At 32.5% G+C, this 14,357-nt stretch carries 20 protein-coding genes; all 20 read left to right on the top strand.

Going from position 1 to position 14,357, the window contains the following annotated elements; translation table 11 throughout:
* Window position 1 precedes the first annotated feature (1 nt).
* The 20 genes from ACN5J3_RS01615 to ACN5J3_RS01520 all read left to right on the top strand — a co-directional run bounded on the left by ACN5J3_RS01615 (window position 2) and on the right by ACN5J3_RS01520 (window position 14,350).
* Window positions 2–433: a hypothetical protein gene (locus tag ACN5J3_RS01615; protein WP_417290741.1), complete on the top strand. Its 432-nt coding sequence runs from the start codon at window positions 2–4 to the stop codon at window positions 431–433.
* On the top strand, window positions 433–888 hold the full coding sequence (locus ACN5J3_RS01610) for an ABC transporter permease (RefSeq protein ID WP_417290742.1): 456 nt from the start codon (window positions 433–435) through the stop codon (window positions 886–888). The genes ACN5J3_RS01615 and ACN5J3_RS01610 overlap by 1 nt, the downstream gene beginning before the upstream one ends.
* A gap of 7 nt (window positions 889–895) precedes the next feature.
* Window positions 896–1,306, top strand: coding sequence for a hypothetical protein (locus ACN5J3_RS01605; RefSeq protein ID WP_418508950.1), 411 nt, complete (start codon window positions 896–898; stop codon window positions 1,304–1,306).
* Window positions 1,296–2,294 (top strand): BtrH N-terminal domain-containing protein, encoded by a 999-nt coding sequence (locus ACN5J3_RS01600; RefSeq protein WP_418510534.1) that lies wholly within the window; start codon window positions 1,296–1,298, stop codon window positions 2,292–2,294. The genes ACN5J3_RS01605 and ACN5J3_RS01600 overlap by 11 nt, the downstream gene beginning before the upstream one ends.
* A 3-nt stretch (window positions 2,295–2,297) precedes the next feature.
* Complete coding sequence (locus tag ACN5J3_RS01595) at window positions 2,298–3,041, top strand: ABC transporter ATP-binding protein (protein ID WP_418510533.1); 744 nt, start codon at window positions 2,298–2,300, stop codon at window positions 3,039–3,041.
* Window positions 3,034–4,302 (top strand): ABC transporter permease, encoded by a 1,269-nt coding sequence (locus tag ACN5J3_RS01590; RefSeq protein WP_417290746.1) that lies wholly within the window; start codon window positions 3,034–3,036, stop codon window positions 4,300–4,302. The genes ACN5J3_RS01595 and ACN5J3_RS01590 overlap by 8 nt, the downstream gene beginning before the upstream one ends.
* Window positions 4,280–4,726: an acyl-CoA thioesterase gene (locus ACN5J3_RS01585; protein ID WP_344727356.1), complete on the top strand. Its 447-nt coding sequence runs from the start codon at window positions 4,280–4,282 to the stop codon at window positions 4,724–4,726. The genes ACN5J3_RS01590 and ACN5J3_RS01585 overlap by 23 nt, the downstream gene beginning before the upstream one ends.
* Window positions 4,719–5,870: a beta-ketoacyl synthase N-terminal-like domain-containing protein gene (locus ACN5J3_RS01580; protein WP_418510532.1), complete on the top strand. Its 1,152-nt coding sequence runs from the start codon at window positions 4,719–4,721 to the stop codon at window positions 5,868–5,870. The genes ACN5J3_RS01585 and ACN5J3_RS01580 overlap by 8 nt, the downstream gene beginning before the upstream one ends.
* Before the next feature lie 6 nt (window positions 5,871–5,876).
* Window positions 5,877–6,938, top strand: coding sequence for a methyltransferase (locus ACN5J3_RS01575; protein ID WP_344727352.1), 1,062 nt, complete (start codon window positions 5,877–5,879; stop codon window positions 6,936–6,938).
* 1 nt (window position 6,939) lies between these two features.
* Entirely contained in the window at window positions 6,940–7,563 is a 624-nt protein-coding gene (locus ACN5J3_RS01570) for a 3-oxoacyl-ACP synthase (RefSeq protein ID WP_417290748.1), read from the top strand.
* A 1-nt stretch (window position 7,564) separates the two neighbouring features.
* Entirely contained in the window at window positions 7,565–7,822 is a 258-nt protein-coding gene (locus ACN5J3_RS01565) for a phosphopantetheine-binding protein (protein ID WP_344727348.1), read from the top strand.
* 89 nt (window positions 7,823–7,911) lie between these two features.
* Complete coding sequence (locus ACN5J3_RS01560; protein ID WP_417290749.1) at window positions 7,912–9,117, top strand: beta-ketoacyl-[acyl-carrier-protein] synthase family protein; 1,206 nt, start codon at window positions 7,912–7,914, stop codon at window positions 9,115–9,117.
* Window positions 9,118–10,182, top strand: coding sequence for a beta-ketoacyl synthase N-terminal-like domain-containing protein (locus tag ACN5J3_RS01555; protein ID WP_418508945.1), 1,065 nt, complete (start codon window positions 9,118–9,120; stop codon window positions 10,180–10,182).
* 98 nt (window positions 10,183–10,280) lie between these two features.
* Entirely contained in the window at window positions 10,281–10,952 is a 672-nt protein-coding gene (locus ACN5J3_RS01550) for a polysaccharide deacetylase family protein (protein WP_418510530.1), read from the top strand.
* Entirely contained in the window at window positions 10,945–11,562 is a 618-nt protein-coding gene (locus tag ACN5J3_RS01545) for a LolA family protein (protein WP_418510529.1), read from the top strand. The genes ACN5J3_RS01550 and ACN5J3_RS01545 overlap by 8 nt, the downstream gene beginning before the upstream one ends.
* A gap of 70 nt (window positions 11,563–11,632) precedes the next feature.
* The gene (locus ACN5J3_RS01540) at window positions 11,633–12,157 is read left to right on the top strand and encodes a hypothetical protein (RefSeq protein ID WP_418510528.1); all 525 of its coding nucleotides are present in this window, start codon (window positions 11,633–11,635) and stop codon (window positions 12,155–12,157) included.
* Window positions 12,158–12,171: 14 nt separating this feature from the next.
* The gene (locus ACN5J3_RS01535; protein WP_418510527.1) at window positions 12,172–12,834 is read left to right on the top strand and encodes a porin family protein; all 663 of its coding nucleotides are present in this window, start codon (window positions 12,172–12,174) and stop codon (window positions 12,832–12,834) included.
* A 6-nt stretch (window positions 12,835–12,840) separates the two neighbouring features.
* On the top strand, window positions 12,841–13,206 hold the full coding sequence (locus ACN5J3_RS01530; protein WP_417290755.1) for a 3-hydroxyacyl-ACP dehydratase: 366 nt from the start codon (window positions 12,841–12,843) through the stop codon (window positions 13,204–13,206).
* A gap of 4 nt (window positions 13,207–13,210) precedes the next feature.
* The gene (locus ACN5J3_RS01525) at window positions 13,211–13,702 is read left to right on the top strand and encodes a hypothetical protein (protein ID WP_417290756.1); all 492 of its coding nucleotides are present in this window, start codon (window positions 13,211–13,213) and stop codon (window positions 13,700–13,702) included.
* Window positions 13,703–14,350 (top strand): hypothetical protein, encoded by a 648-nt coding sequence (locus ACN5J3_RS01520; RefSeq protein ID WP_418508938.1) that lies wholly within the window; start codon window positions 13,703–13,705, stop codon window positions 14,348–14,350.
* Window positions 14,351–14,357: the final 7 nt, after the last annotated feature.

The raw sequence follows: 14,357 nt of genomic DNA, 5'->3' as shown, positions 1-14,357 counted from the left end.
AATGACAGCCAGCAATTTACCAATAACAACTATATCTCACCTAATACCGCAAAAAGCACCTTTTGTGATGGTAGATACGTTAGTAGATTTTTCTGAAACTAAAGTTGTATCTTCATTAAAAATATTAGACACAAATATCTTTGTAGAAAACGGTGTTTTTCTTGAACCTGGTTTGGTTGAAAATATGGCACAAACAGTAGCTTTACATACAGGCTATGATTACTTTTTAAAAGGCGAACAAGCACCTACAGGTTACATAGGGTCTATAAAAAAAGTAACTGTTAACAAACTACCAAAACTAAACGAAACCATAACCACCGAAGCTCAAATACTACATGAGTTTATGGGAGTAACCATGGTTACAGTAAAAGCTTTTAACTCCAATAATGAAGAAATTGCTTCAGGGGAAATGAAAACAGTTATTGCTAGCTAATGAATAGGTTTCAAAATTTAGATATCACAAAATTTCTTCCTCACAGAAAACCATTTTTAATGGTAGATAATGTGTTATCTATTGATGACGAACACGTTGCAACCTCATTCAAAATAGAAAGTTCTTGTATTTTTAACGACAATGGCTACTTTAACGAAGTAGGCCTTGTAGAAAATGCCGCCCAAACATGTTCTGCCATTGTGGGTAAAAGTTATTTTGAAGATGACGATATAGAAGGCAAAGGCACAAAACTTATAGGTTTTATTAGTGCGATAAAAAACGTCACAATAAAAGAGTGCCCAAAAGTAAATACAACCATCATATCTAAAGCCAATTTAAAATCTAGGTTTGATACAGATGCTTATAGCATTTGTACTTTAGAATGTATTATCTCTCAAGACGATAAAGAATTAGTATCTTGTGAGATGAATTTAGTCATTCAAGAATTAAAATAGATTTTTTATGAAGAAGAATGAAGTCCCTCAAGACAAGAGTAATTTAGAGTCTGCTAATTTCAAAGAATTATGCTATGCTGTAGATGAAAACGGCGAGTATACAACAGCTCATAGTACAGGTTGGGCGCCAAAAACAATAGCATTAGATAACGCAATCGAAGAGATAAACGAACGCATTTCTACTGCAAAAAATCGCGTGCTAAACAACGAAACTAGCCCTATAGAATACTATATGGAATTCCACAAAATGGATCCTCAAATATTAGCTAGTTATGTAGGTATGTGGCAATGGCGCGTAAAACGTCATTTTAAACCCAAAGTCTTTAATAAATTATCACAAAAAACACTGCAAAAATATGCTGATGTTTTTGAGGTAAACATAGACCAATTAAAAAATATCACTTTACATGAAAATTAATTTCACGCATCATCAATCTGCACATTGCGAAAATGGTGTGATTTCTAATTTAATGAAATACAACGGGTTTAACGTTAGTGAACCCATGGCGTTTGGTATTGGCTCTGGTTTATTATTTTGTTATATTCCATTATTAATGGTAAACCACGCACCTGCAATAACCTATCGTGCAATGCCTGGATTTATTTTTAAAAAATTTGCCAAGCGTGTTGGAATTAAAATAAAGCGTGAGAAATTTAAAAACCCACAGCAGGCCAAAGCTAGACTTGACGAAAACTTAAAAAACAACAATCCTGTAGGTTTACAAGTTGGTGTCTATAATTTGGTTTATTTCCCTGACGAATATAGATTTCATTTTAATGCCCATAACTTAATTGTATACGGCAAAGAAAATGACACGTATTTAATAAGTGATCCTGTTATGGAAACCGTAACAACACTAACAGATAAACAATTAGAAAAAGTACGTTTTGCCAAAGGCGCTTTTGCTCCTAAAGGTCATATGTATTACCCTATAGATTTTCCAAAAGAATTACAGCTAGAAAAGGCTATAATAAAAGGAATAAAACAAACCTGTCGCGATATGCTAGCACCAATTCCAATTGTTGGTGTAAAAGGTATCAGAAAAGTCGCAAAGCTTATAAGAAAGTGGCCAAAGAAAAAAGGCAATAAAGTTGCTAATCACTATTTAGGTCAAGTTGTTAGAATGCAAGAAGAAATAGGAACCGGCGGCGGCGGTTTTAGATATATTTTTGCTGCTTTTTTACAAGAATCAAGCAAAATATTAAACAACCCTAAACTCTCTGAATTGTCTAATGAAATGACTAATATTGGAGACCTTTGGCGTGATTTTGCCCTAGATGCTTCTCGTATTTATAAAAATAGAAGTGCCAAAGATGATGCTTACAACAATGTTGCATCACAATTAGAAACTATTGCTGATAAAGAAGAAATCTTCTTTAAAAAACTAAAGAAAGCCATAAAATAATACATGATTAACGTTGAACAAGTCTCAAAAAAATATAAAGGTGCTGATCATTATTCAGTAACCAATTTAGACTTGTATATTGATGAAAAAGAAATTTTTGGTCTATTAGGTCCTAATGGCGCTGGTAAAACCACACTTATTTCAATTTTATGCTCGTTAATAAAACCAACTTCTGGATCTTTTACAATTGATGGTTTAACATACCAGAAAAATAAAAACGTGCTTAAACAACGTATTGGTATCGTTCCGCAAGAGTATGCATTATATCCATCTTTAACGGCTTTTGAAAACTTACAGTACTTTGGTAGCATGTATGGTTTAAAAGGTTCTAAACTAACATCAAAAATAAACAACACACTAGATTATTTAGGTCTATTACCTTTTGCCCATAAAAAAATAAACACATTTTCTGGCGGAATGAAACGCCGTGTAAATCTTATTGCTAGTATTTTACACGACCCTAAAGTATTATTTCTAGATGAGCCAACTGTTGGTGTTGATGTGCAATCTAAAAACGTTATTATTCAATTTCTTAAAGAGTTAAATAGTAACGGAACCACAATTATTTACACATCACATCACTTAAATGAAGCTGAAAACTTCTGTACGCGAGTTGGTATTATAGACCATGGTAAAATTATTATAAAAGGAGAACCCAAAACCCTAATAAAAAATCAAGAAGGCGCTCATAATTTAGAGGATGTTTTTTTAAGTCTAACCGGAAAAGCCTTAAGAGATCATGCATAAATTACTGGCAACCACAAAAAAAGAGCTCTTATTGCTTACCCGAGACATTGGTGGCATTGCCATTCTTTTTATTATGCCATTGGTGCTTATTGTAACCATAACGCTTATTCAAGACGGAACTTTTAAAACAGTAACAGATGCCAAAATAGCTATTTTAGTTGTTGATAATGATCAAGGTTCTGTTTCTGAAACCATATTAAACGGACTACAAGACTCTAATGCTTTTGAAATCATAAAAAAGAATACCGAAGAAGAAGCAAAGGATCTCGTTTTTAGCGGAAAATATCAGTTAGCCATTATTATTCCTGAAAAACTATCTGAAGGGTTAGAGCAAAAAGTTGCTCAAAATGTTGAAGGCATCATTGCTAAATTCAGCATGAGTGATTCTAAAAATCAAGAAGCGAGCTCACCATTTCAAAGCAAAGAAGTAAAATTATATTTTGATCCTGCCACGCAAGTGTCTTTTAAAAGCTCTGTAAAAAATGGCATTGACAAAATGATTTCAAAAATAGAAACTCAGTCTATTTACAAAGCGTTTCAAGAACAAATCACTGATGATCCTTCAGAAACCATTTTTGCCACAGATAATTTTATCACTTTCAAAGAAATTTTACCAAAAGATGACGATAAAGAAATGATTCCAAACTCGGTACAACACAACGTTCCTGCTTGGACATTATTTGCTATATTTTTTATTATTGTACCATTATCAATAAATATAGTAAAGGAAAAAAGTCAAGGTACTTTTGTAAGATTACGAACAAATCCTGTTTCTTACGCTACGGTTTTAGGAGGAAAAACAGTTGTTTACCTTATTGTTTGTTTAATTCAGTTTGTATTAATGCTTTTAATAGGTGTTTACTTATTTCCGCATTTAGGATTACCAACTTTAGACATTTCAGGTCGTTTACCATTACTCTTTGTCGTTGCTACATTTGCAGGTCTTGCAGCTATTGGTTTAGGTTTATTACTAGGAACCATTGCTAGAACCCAAGAACAATCTGCTCCATTTGGTGCTACTTTTGTTGTTATTTTGGCCGCATTAGGAGGTGTTTGGGTTCCTGTTTTTATTATGCCTAAAATTATGCAAACACTTTCTCATATTTCACCTATGAATTGGGGATTAAATGCATTTTATGATGTTTTTTTAAGAAATGGTTCTTTTTGGGACATTCTACCTGAAATAATTTTGCTATTATTATTCTTTATAATAACCACCTTAATTGCAATTGTTTATAATGAAAAGAAAAATGCCGTCTAAAGAAATAACGCATACCAGTCAAGTACGTGTACGTTTTGTTGAAACTGATCCTCTTGGAATTGTTTGGCATGGTAATTATATTCAATATTTTGAAGACGGTCGTGAAGCCTTTGGAAGGCATCATGGCATCTCATATTTAGATCAAAAAAAACATGGTTTTGCTACACCCATTGTAAAATCTAGCACCGACCATAAATTACCACTTAAATATGGTGATATTGCTACTGTAAAAACAATTTATGTAGATAGTCCCGCTGCAAAAATGGTATTTCGCTATGAGATTTATAATCAAAATCAAGAGTTAGTTTGTACCGGAGAAACCGTTCAGGTTTTTGTTGATAACATTGGTGAAGGCGATTTATGGCTTAATCTTCCAGATTTTTTTAAAACTTGGAAACAAAACGTAGGGCTTCTTGATGAATAACATTTACGCGTCATATAATAATATTATCTCATCATTAGGGTTTGACAGTAATACCGTTGTTGATAACATAAAAAACGAAATAACTGGACTACAACTTGTTAGTGACCCCAATATTTTACCACAAGATTTTTATTCGGCTTTAATAAACAATAACGATTTGGATACTGCTTTTAATAAGCTAAATCCCAAAGAATCCTATACTCGGTTAGAAAAAATGATGATAACCTCTTTAAGTGAGGTTATATCAGATTCTGAAGTTAAAATCACAGATCGTGTTGGGCTAATTATATCTACAACAAAAGGAAATATTGATGCTTTAGACACCAGCAACCCATTTCCTGAAAGTAAAGCTTACTTAAGTGAATTAGGAAAAGCCATAACATCTTTTTTTAATTTCAAAAATGATGCTATAATAGTTTCAAACGCCTGTGTTTCTGGTATACTAGCAGTTGCAATTGCAAAACGCTACATAAACCAAGGTATTTATGACCATGTGTTTATTACAAGTGGTGATATTGTAACGCCTTTTATTTTATCAGGTTTTAACTCATTTCAAGCATTAAGCAGTCAACCCTGTAAGCCTTACGACAAAAACCGCACTGGAATCAATATTGGCGAAGTTGCTGCAAGTATTTTAATAACAAAAAGTAACAACAATCTAGCTAAAGAAGCCGTAAGTATTCTGGGTGAAGGCTCTTGCAATGATGCCAACCATATTTCTGGACCGTCTAGAACTGGCGAAGGTCTTTACAGAAGTATTCAGTCTGCTATATCTCAATCCCAAATAAAACCCGAAGAAATTGATTATATTTCAGCTCATGGAACAGCAACCATTTTTAATGACGAAATGGAAGCTATTGCATTTAATAGATGTCAATTACAAAACATTCCTGTCAATAGCTTAAAAGGTTATTTTGGACACACGTTAGGTGCTTCAGGGTTACTAGAAACTATTGTTGGCATGCATGCTTTAAAAAACAATATGCTTTATGCCTCTAAAGGATTTGATACATTAGGTGTTTCCCAACCTATAAATGTTATAAAAGAAACTAAACAACCAACAAAACAGCTACAAATATTTTTAAAAACCGCATCAGGTTTTGGAGGATGTAATACCGCTGTAATATTTGAAAAAATTAACTAATTACCGATGTCAAATAAGCCAATAAGAGCCATAGATGCTGTTCAAGAAGCAGAAAAAATAGCCTTTGCACCCTTTGTTTTTCAAGCCGTAGTTTCATTAAGAAAACTAGGAATTTTTAATCTTATTTTTGAAAAAAGAAGAAAAGGCGGTATTACTCTTGAAGCTATTTCAAAGGAACTCCGATTAACAACTTATGGCGTTGGCGTACTACTAGAAATTGCTGAAAGCTATAACATTGTTAATAAAGATGAGCAAGGAAATTTTGAATTAACCACAACAGGCTACTTTTTAGCTTTTGATCGTACGGTTGATGTAAACATTAATTTCACACAAGATGTTTGCTACAAAGGATTATATCACCTAACCGAAGCCATAGAAACTGGAAAACCAGCCGGATTAAAAGAACTAGGAAACTGGGACACTATTTATCAAGGGCTTTCTGTATTACAACCTGATGTTCAAAAAGCTTGGTTTGAATTTGACCATCATTACTCTGACGAAGTGTTTCAAGAGGCTTTAGAATTTGTTTTTAGAAACAACCCTAAAACTATTTATGATGTTGGTGCAAACACAGGTAAGTTTGCCATAAGCGGCAGCAAACACAGCGATACTGTTTCTATAAAAATGATTGATTTACCAGGTCAATTAAAAATAGCCCTTCAAAATGTTGAAAAAGCAGGCTATGCTAATCGCGTAACACACCATGAAATAGATTGGTTATCAGAAAATCCAACATTACCAAAAGGCGCTGACGCCATTTGGATGAGTCAATTTTTAGATTGTTTTTCTGAAGATGAAATTTTAACCATTTTAAAAGCCTGTGCAAACGCCGTAAATGATAATGGTGAAGTTCTTATTATGGAAACCTTTACAGATAGACAACGTTTTGATAATGCGAAGTTTATTCTAGAAGCTACATCACTTTATTTTACAGTTATGGCAAACGGAAACAGCAAAATGTATCCTGCAACAGTGTTTAAAAAACTTATTGACAAAGCTGGTTTGGTGCTTAAAGAAGATATTGCTGTAGGAGAATATCATACCATTTTAGTTTGTAAGAAAAAATAATATGCATACCAACCATTACATAACATCTTTTTGTCACATAAAGAATCAAACTGTTTCTTTAAATAATACTGTTGTGTACCAAGATAAAACAGCTGACACCTTTACTAGCTTTATAAAAGGGGCTTATAAATCGCTTAATACTAGCTATTCAAAATTTTTTAAAATGGATAGTTTAAGTAAATTAGCCTTTTTAGCTGCTGATGTTTTACTTCAAAACGAACACTTAAATATTGAAGAAGAAAACAACATCGCTGTTGTTTTATCAAACAGAGCATCAAGTTTAGATACTGATAGGGCTCACCAAAATGCCATTCAAAATAAAAATGATTATTTTCCTAGTCCAGCAGTTTTTGTGTACACATTACCAAATATTTGTATTGGTGAGATAAGTATAAAATATAAGCTGTATTCTGAAAATAGTTTTTTTATATTTGACAGCTTTAATGCGCAACACCTATTTGATTATTCTAATAGCTTGTTAGCATCAAAAAAAGCAAAAAGTGTACTATGCGGTTGGGTAGATTTTGATGAAAATCATTATGAAGCCTTTTTGTATCTTGTATCAGAAACATCAAGCAATATAGAACACAACAAAAACAATATAAACACATTATACAATACATAATATGGAAGCCTTAAAACAAGAATTAAAAGAAAACCTTATCGAGCAATTAAACCTTGAAGATGTAACCGTTGATGAAATCGCTGATGACGATATGCTTTTTGGTGACGGATTAGGGTTAGACTCTATTGATGCTTTAGAACTAATTGTTATGCTAGATAAAACTTATGGTATAAAACTAACAGACCCAAAAGAAGGTCGTGCCATTTTTGAATCTATCAATACCATGGCTGCTTACATTACAGAGCATAGATCTAAATAAAAAACACCTTTAAACAATTAAGGGTTTCTAAGAATACAAACAGAATCATTAAACTAAACAAGAATTTTTCAGCTTTCGCATAAAACTATATGAGTAAAGGCGTCGCAATAACTGGAATGGGAATAATTTCTGCCATTGGAAACAATGTTGCAGAAAACTATCAGTCGCTTATTGATGGTAAAAAAGGGATTTCAAGAATTTCTAAAATACAAACCATTCATAAAGACGACATCATGGTTGGTGAAATTTCCCTATCAAACAGCGAGCTAGAAAAAGAATTAGGTTTAGATTCAAACAATAATTATTCTAGAACAGCCTTACTTGGTGTTATTGCAGCAAAAGAAGCTGTAAAAAACGCAGCTATAACAAACATATCTGCATACAAAACAGGGTTAATCTCATCAACCAGTGTTGGTGGTATGGATATGACTGAACGTTATTACTACGATTACTTAACCAATCCTGAAAATCAAAAATATATTGATGGTCATCATGCAGGTGATTCTACTCAAAAAATCGCTCAACAACTAGGCATAGATCAAAGTTTAGTAACTACAATAAGCACCGCTTGCTCATCAGCAGCAAATGCTATTATGCTTGGCGCTAGACTTATTAAATCTGGGCAATTAGACCGTGTGGTTGTTGGTGGCACTGATTGTTTATCAAAGTTTACTATCAATGGTTTTAAAACCTTAATGATATTGTCTGACACTTACAGTACGCCTTTTGATGAAAACAGAAAAGGGCTAAATCTAGGTGAAGCAGCAGCTTTTTTAGTATTAGAATCAGATACTGTTGTTAAGACTGAAAACAAAACCGTTTTAGGCTATGTAAAAGGTTATGGTAATGCTAATGATGCTTTTCATCAAACGGCTTCTTCAGACAATGGAGATGGTGCAACTTTAGCCATGGAAAAAGCATTAAAAGTTGCCGGATTAAAACCTGAAAACATTGACTATATAAACGCTCATGGCACTGCTACTGGTAATAATGATTTGTCTGAAGGCCGTGCAATTATACGCGTATTTGGAGATAATCACGTGCCTGATTTTAGCTCTACAAAAGCCTATACAGGACATACGCTTGCTGCTGCAGGCGCTATTGAAGCTGTGTTCTCCGTTTTAGCTTTGCAAAACGATGTCATCTATCCGAATCTGAATTTTAAAACCCAGATGAAAGAATTTGATATTACGCCAGAACTACAACTTAAAAAGAAGTCATTACAAACTGTTTTATCTAACTCTTTAGGGTTTGGTGGTAATTGTTCAACAGTCATTTTTTCTAAACAACAATAAATGAAACAGGTTTATATAAATAGCGTTGGCTCCATATCTTCTCAAAAAACATTTGATAACACAATGTTTTTAGATGAAATTACAGCCTATGACGATAATGTTATTTCTACTATAGACCCTAATTATAAAGATTATATTCCTCCGGCTGCTGCGAGACGCATGGCAAAAGGAATTAAAATGGGGATTGTTACCTCAAAAATAGCACTAAATGAAGCTGGTTTAGATAACGTTGATGCTATCATAACAGGAACTGGCATGGGTTGTGTTCGCGACTCTGAAAAATTTGTAAGTGCCATTATAGACAATGATGAACAATACCTAACGCCAACACCTTTTATACAATCTACACACAATACTGTTGGCGGACAAATAGCTTTAGATTTGCAATGCAAAGGCTATAATTTCACGTATGTGCATGCAAGCATTTCGTTTGAGTCAGCTTTAATTGATGCTAAATTACAATTAGAACTAGACGAGGCTAACAATATACTCATTGGTGGTGTTGATGAACTTGCAGATCATACGGTTAAAATACATCATATTGCAAAACATATAAAACAAGACGCGGTAAAGTCTTCTGAAGTATTAACTTCTAATACTTCTGGAGCAGTTTTTAGTGAAGGCGCTAACTTTTTTGTTTTATCAAACAAAAAACAAACCTCAACCTATGCTGAAGTTGTTGCTGTAAAAACATTCAATACACTTCCTGAAGCAAATTTGCATGATGCTGCGATTACCTTCTTAAAAGAAAATAATCTTGATGTAAATGCTATTGATGCTGTAATACTTGGCAATAACGGCGATGTAGATTACGATTCTTTTTACAACACATTAGCTAATACAACCTTTAGTCAAACACAGCAAGTATGTTATAAGCACTTGTGTGGCGAGTTTAATACGGCTTCATCATTTGGCTTTTGGCTAGGAGCTAAAATTATTAAAACGCAATCTATACCTGAAGCTACAAAACACAATCACATTGCGATAAAGCACTTTAATACTGTTTTATTATACAATCAGTATCGTGGAGAAAACCATAGTTTTACACTACTTCGCAAATGCTAAACTTTAAATCAGTAAATATAACCGCGAGTGTTATTTTTATAGGTTTAATAGTATGTCATTATTTTTTTAGCCTTTCACTTTGGTATATTGTTTTACTAATGGTTTTTTGGTTTTTAATTACTGCTTTAGGATCTGGTTTAATTGGTTGGAATTATCATTTAAAAGCAATACTCTCAAATACGTCAACAAAAACTAATCATGTGGCTATTACATTTGATGATGGCCCAAATTCTACCTTTACGCCTCAAGTTCTTGAATTATTAAAAAAGCATCATGCAAAAGCCACCTTTTTTTGCATAGGAAAACATATAGAAAATCATCCTGATATTGTAAAAAACATATTAGATCAAGGGCATACTATTGGCAATCACACCTATTCTCATGCTAATTCTTTTGGTTTTTTTTCAACAGAAAACGTAATTAAAGAGTTGCAGAAAACAAACAGTATTGTACAAAATCAAACAGGATTAAAATTAAATTTATACCGACCTGCTTTTGGTGTAACCAACCCGAATATTGCTCGTGCAGTAAAAGCGTTAAAACTTACCACTATTGGTTGGAATAAACGTTCATTAGACACCACAAAACTTTCTGATGAAGCTGTTTTAAAACGCATTACAACAGCACTAAAAGCCGGCGACATTATCTTGTTGCATGATACTAGTGAAAAAACTTTGATTGTTTTGGAACAGTTATTGTTATTTTTACAACAACAAAATTTAGAGTCTGTTACTGTAGATTCTTTATGCAAAATAAAACCTTATGCGTAACCTTGCTTACCTATGCTTTTTTATAGTTGTGTCATTACAAGCACAAACCCAAATGACTTTGGCAGAAGCAACAGCTTTAAAAGAAACTGTAAAATCTCAAGCAACAACAACAAAAACCATAACAAGTGATTTTGTACAAAACAAACATTTAGATTTTTTATCAAATGATATTATCACTAAAGGATCGTTAGCATTTAAAGTTCCCAATATGATAAAATGGGAATATGTAGACCCTTTTAAATACTCGGTAGTGTTTAAAAACGATATGCTTTATATAAATGACGAAGGCAACAAAAGCGATATAGATTTAGGGTCAAACAAAATGTTTAAACAACTTAATACACTAATCATAAAAAGTGTAAAAGGCGATATGTTTGACGAAAATGAGTTTGATATAGAATATTACAATAAAGACAATAACAGTTTGGTGTATTTTAGCCCGAAAGACAAAAAATTTGCCAAATATATTAAAGCCTTTCATATTACGTTTAACGAAAAAGGAGACGTCATTGCCTTAAAAATGATAGAACCTTCAGGCGATTACACAAAAATTACTTTTACAAACAAAATATTAAACAGCCCGCTTGACGATGCGTTATTTACTAACTAGTTTTTGCGTTATATGGCTGTTTTTTTCATGTAGCTCCTACCCAAAAAAGCAACAGTTTATAACAACCCAAGTGGCTAAAAGCCACATTACAAATTCGTACTTTTCTGATGTATCAAAAGACTACGTATATAAAACACGCATTTCAGTATATGATAATGATTTTGGTGGGTTACTAATCATAAAAAAAGTAGACAACAAACAACATCGTGTGGTTTTTACTACAGAAATGGGAAATAAAATATTTGACTTTTCTTTTTATACTGATGATTTTAAAGTAAATTACATTTTAGATGACCTTAATAAACCGCTATTAATTAATATTTTAAAACAAGATTTTAAGGTGTTAATCAAAGAAGACATTAGTATATTAAACGCATACAAAACCAGCAATACGCATATTTACAAAACAACAATAAATAATAAAGAACATTACTATTTTGTGCAAGATGCTATTTTGAATAAAGTGGTACGCGCAAACAACGGAAAAGAAAAAGTGCGTTTTCTGTTTTCAGAAATTAGTGATACTATTGCAAAACATATTGAAATAAAACACAATAACATACAATTACAAATCAATCTTAAATCAATTAAATAACCAATCTTAAAAACATGAAAAAAACAATTTTATTTTTCGCATTACTTACCGCAAGTATTACGGCTTTTTCACAAGTAAAAGTACGTCCAGGTGTAAGATTAGGGCTTAACGCCGCTAACATCACAAACATTAGTGATTCAGACACTAAAATTGCTCCTAACGCAGGGCTTTTTGTAAATATTCATTTATCAAACTTTTATGAGTTACAAGTTGAAACTAACTACTCTAATCAAGGAGCTTCTAGGGACAATAATGCTTTACACTTTACAACAGTAGATCCATACGATCCATATTATAGAAACTATTTAAACAACGATATAAATGTTCACTATGTGTCATTAGCGATTGCAAACAAGTTTTTTGTTATTCCTGATGTAGGCTTACACCTTATTGTTGGTCCTAGCATTGATATTAATGTTTCTGATGATACTTTTTTTGATGTGACTCCTGTTGATTTTGCTTTATTTGGAGGTATTGGTTATGAGTTTCCGTTTGGTTTAGGTATTGAAGCGCGTTACAAGCAAGGACTTATTGACACAAGAGATAATTATGATGGAGACAGCTTCTATGCTGGAAGTGATGGTTATTATATAGAAACCGATGGTGATTATTATGATGGTGACAACTGGTTAAACAGCGTTTTTCAATTAGGTGTATATTATAAATTCAACTTTTAGTAAAACATGCTGTTAAAAGATTTTTACACAGTAAATAAATTAGCTGTTGCCAACAATCAGGCAACAGCTAATATTAGCATAAACAAAGATCATGATGTTTTTAAAGGGCATTTTCCAGGAAACCCTGTAACGCCTGGTGTTTGTATGATGCAAATAATTAAAGAATTATCAGAACAAATTGTTGAAAAGGCACTATTTATGGAGTCTTCAACCAATGTAAAGTTTATGGCCATTATCAACCCAGAAAAAACACCTGATTTAGAGCTTACGCTAGATATATCAGAAACTGATGAAGGCTACAAAGTAAAAAACATTACAAAATTTGAAGACACGGTTGCTTTAAAGCTATCAACTACGTTCAAAATAAAATAACAACATGAAATTTCTTGTTTTTCTTATTACATTTTTTACTTTAAACACACTCTCTTTAGATATTAAAGATGTGCGTGTTGCTTACAGAGATGCTGCGCACAACGATGATAAAGTAACTGCTTTTAATAATTTAGTAGCCTCTGTAACCAAAAACGATGATGTTGCCCTAGTTGCCTACAAAGGCGCCGCAATAACAATGAAAGCAAAAATTGGTGGTAGCATAAAAGAAAAAAAAGAATTTCTAAAAGAAGGTGTAAGTTATATTGAGTTTGCTATTGAAAAAGCTCCTAATGACATTGAACCGCGTTTTGTACGCATAGGTGTTCAAGAAAACACACCCAGAATCGTGGGCTATAAAGACAATATAGATGAAGACAAAGCCTTTATATTAAAGCATTATAGCAACATAAAATCTACCGACTTAAAAAACCACATAAAAGACTACATACTAGAGTCTAAACTGTTTTCTGACGAAGAAAAACAAATCACAAATTAAATGAGAAGTACGATTACCTTTCTTACATTACTAATATCTTTTTCTTTATTTTCTCAAGACATTATAGTTACCAAAAATAATGATGAAATTTCATCAAAAGTTTTAGAAATAGGCATCAATAAGATTAAATACAAAAAACAAGAAAACCTTACAGGTCCAGACTATTTTATAGAAAAAGATCTTGTTGAAAAAATAATTTTTGAAAACGGTACTGTTGAGGACTTTAACATCATTCGTTCACAAGAAAAAGAAATTTCTCTACAAGAAACCAAAGCTTTTATAAAAGAGTATGTTGATAAATATGCCTATTCAGACAATGGCTTTTTAGTAAAAAGCTATAAAGTAAGTTATGAAGGTGACTTTTTGAGGTTAACACTTTTAAACAAAAAGAAAAGCAAAGAAATAAACAGCATGCTTTTTGATGTTAAAAATGCTTATGCCTTTAAGCGCGCTTCAAGACGAGATAATAACCTGGCGTACTTAAATATTTATTTACCTTTTTTAGCAAACGAGAAAAAAAATAAGTGGGAGAAAACAAAACTAGTTATAAGTGTTGAAGGTTATGAAAACGCCGTGTCTATTCTAAAAGCCATGAAACACTACAAAACACTTTTAGTAAATAAAAACAAAACTGAAAGCAAGTTTTAGGTAAAAA

Source organism: Corallibacter sp., assembly GCF_048381695.1.
Lineage (GTDB): Bacteria > Bacteroidota > Bacteroidia > Flavobacteriales > Flavobacteriaceae > Corallibacter > Corallibacter vietnamensis.
This window is presented reverse-complemented; position numbering and strand designations above follow the sequence as displayed.

Excerpts from the sequence above, each read along its gene's own strand:
- ACN5J3_RS01615 (WP_417290741.1), top strand. The coding sequence starts at position 2 with ATGACAGCCAGCAATTTACCAATAACAACTATATCTCACCTAATACCG.
- ACN5J3_RS01610 (WP_417290742.1), top strand. The coding sequence starts at position 433 with ATGAATAGGTTTCAAAATTTAGATATCACAAAATTTCTTCCTCACAGA.
- ACN5J3_RS01605 (WP_418508950.1), top strand. The coding sequence starts at position 896 with ATGAAGAAGAATGAAGTCCCTCAAGACAAGAGTAATTTAGAGTCTGCT.
- ACN5J3_RS01600 (WP_418510534.1), top strand. The coding sequence starts at position 1,296 with ATGAAAATTAATTTCACGCATCATCAATCTGCACATTGCGAAAATGGT.
- ACN5J3_RS01595 (WP_418510533.1), top strand. The coding sequence starts at position 2,298 with ATGATTAACGTTGAACAAGTCTCAAAAAAATATAAAGGTGCTGATCAT.
- ACN5J3_RS01590 (WP_417290746.1), top strand. The coding sequence starts at position 3,034 with ATGCATAAATTACTGGCAACCACAAAAAAAGAGCTCTTATTGCTTACC.
- ACN5J3_RS01585 (WP_344727356.1), top strand. The coding sequence starts at position 4,280 with ATGAAAAGAAAAATGCCGTCTAAAGAAATAACGCATACCAGTCAAGTA.
- ACN5J3_RS01580 (WP_418510532.1), top strand. The coding sequence starts at position 4,719 with ATGAATAACATTTACGCGTCATATAATAATATTATCTCATCATTAGGG.
- ACN5J3_RS01575 (WP_344727352.1), top strand. The coding sequence starts at position 5,877 with ATGTCAAATAAGCCAATAAGAGCCATAGATGCTGTTCAAGAAGCAGAA.
- ACN5J3_RS01570 (WP_417290748.1), top strand. The coding sequence starts at position 6,940 with ATGCATACCAACCATTACATAACATCTTTTTGTCACATAAAGAATCAA.
- ACN5J3_RS01565 (WP_344727348.1), top strand. The coding sequence starts at position 7,565 with ATGGAAGCCTTAAAACAAGAATTAAAAGAAAACCTTATCGAGCAATTA.
- ACN5J3_RS01560 (WP_417290749.1), top strand. The coding sequence starts at position 7,912 with ATGAGTAAAGGCGTCGCAATAACTGGAATGGGAATAATTTCTGCCATT.
- ACN5J3_RS01555 (WP_418508945.1), top strand. The coding sequence starts at position 9,118 with ATGAAACAGGTTTATATAAATAGCGTTGGCTCCATATCTTCTCAAAAA.
- ACN5J3_RS01550 (WP_418510530.1), top strand. The coding sequence starts at position 10,281 with ATGGTTTTTTGGTTTTTAATTACTGCTTTAGGATCTGGTTTAATTGGT.
- ACN5J3_RS01545 (WP_418510529.1), top strand. The coding sequence starts at position 10,945 with ATGCGTAACCTTGCTTACCTATGCTTTTTTATAGTTGTGTCATTACAA.
- ACN5J3_RS01535 (WP_418510527.1), top strand. The coding sequence starts at position 12,172 with ATGAAAAAAACAATTTTATTTTTCGCATTACTTACCGCAAGTATTACG.
- ACN5J3_RS01530 (WP_417290755.1), top strand. The coding sequence starts at position 12,841 with ATGCTGTTAAAAGATTTTTACACAGTAAATAAATTAGCTGTTGCCAAC.
- ACN5J3_RS01525 (WP_417290756.1), top strand. The coding sequence starts at position 13,211 with ATGAAATTTCTTGTTTTTCTTATTACATTTTTTACTTTAAACACACTC.
- ACN5J3_RS01520 (WP_418508938.1), top strand. The coding sequence starts at position 13,703 with ATGAGAAGTACGATTACCTTTCTTACATTACTAATATCTTTTTCTTTA.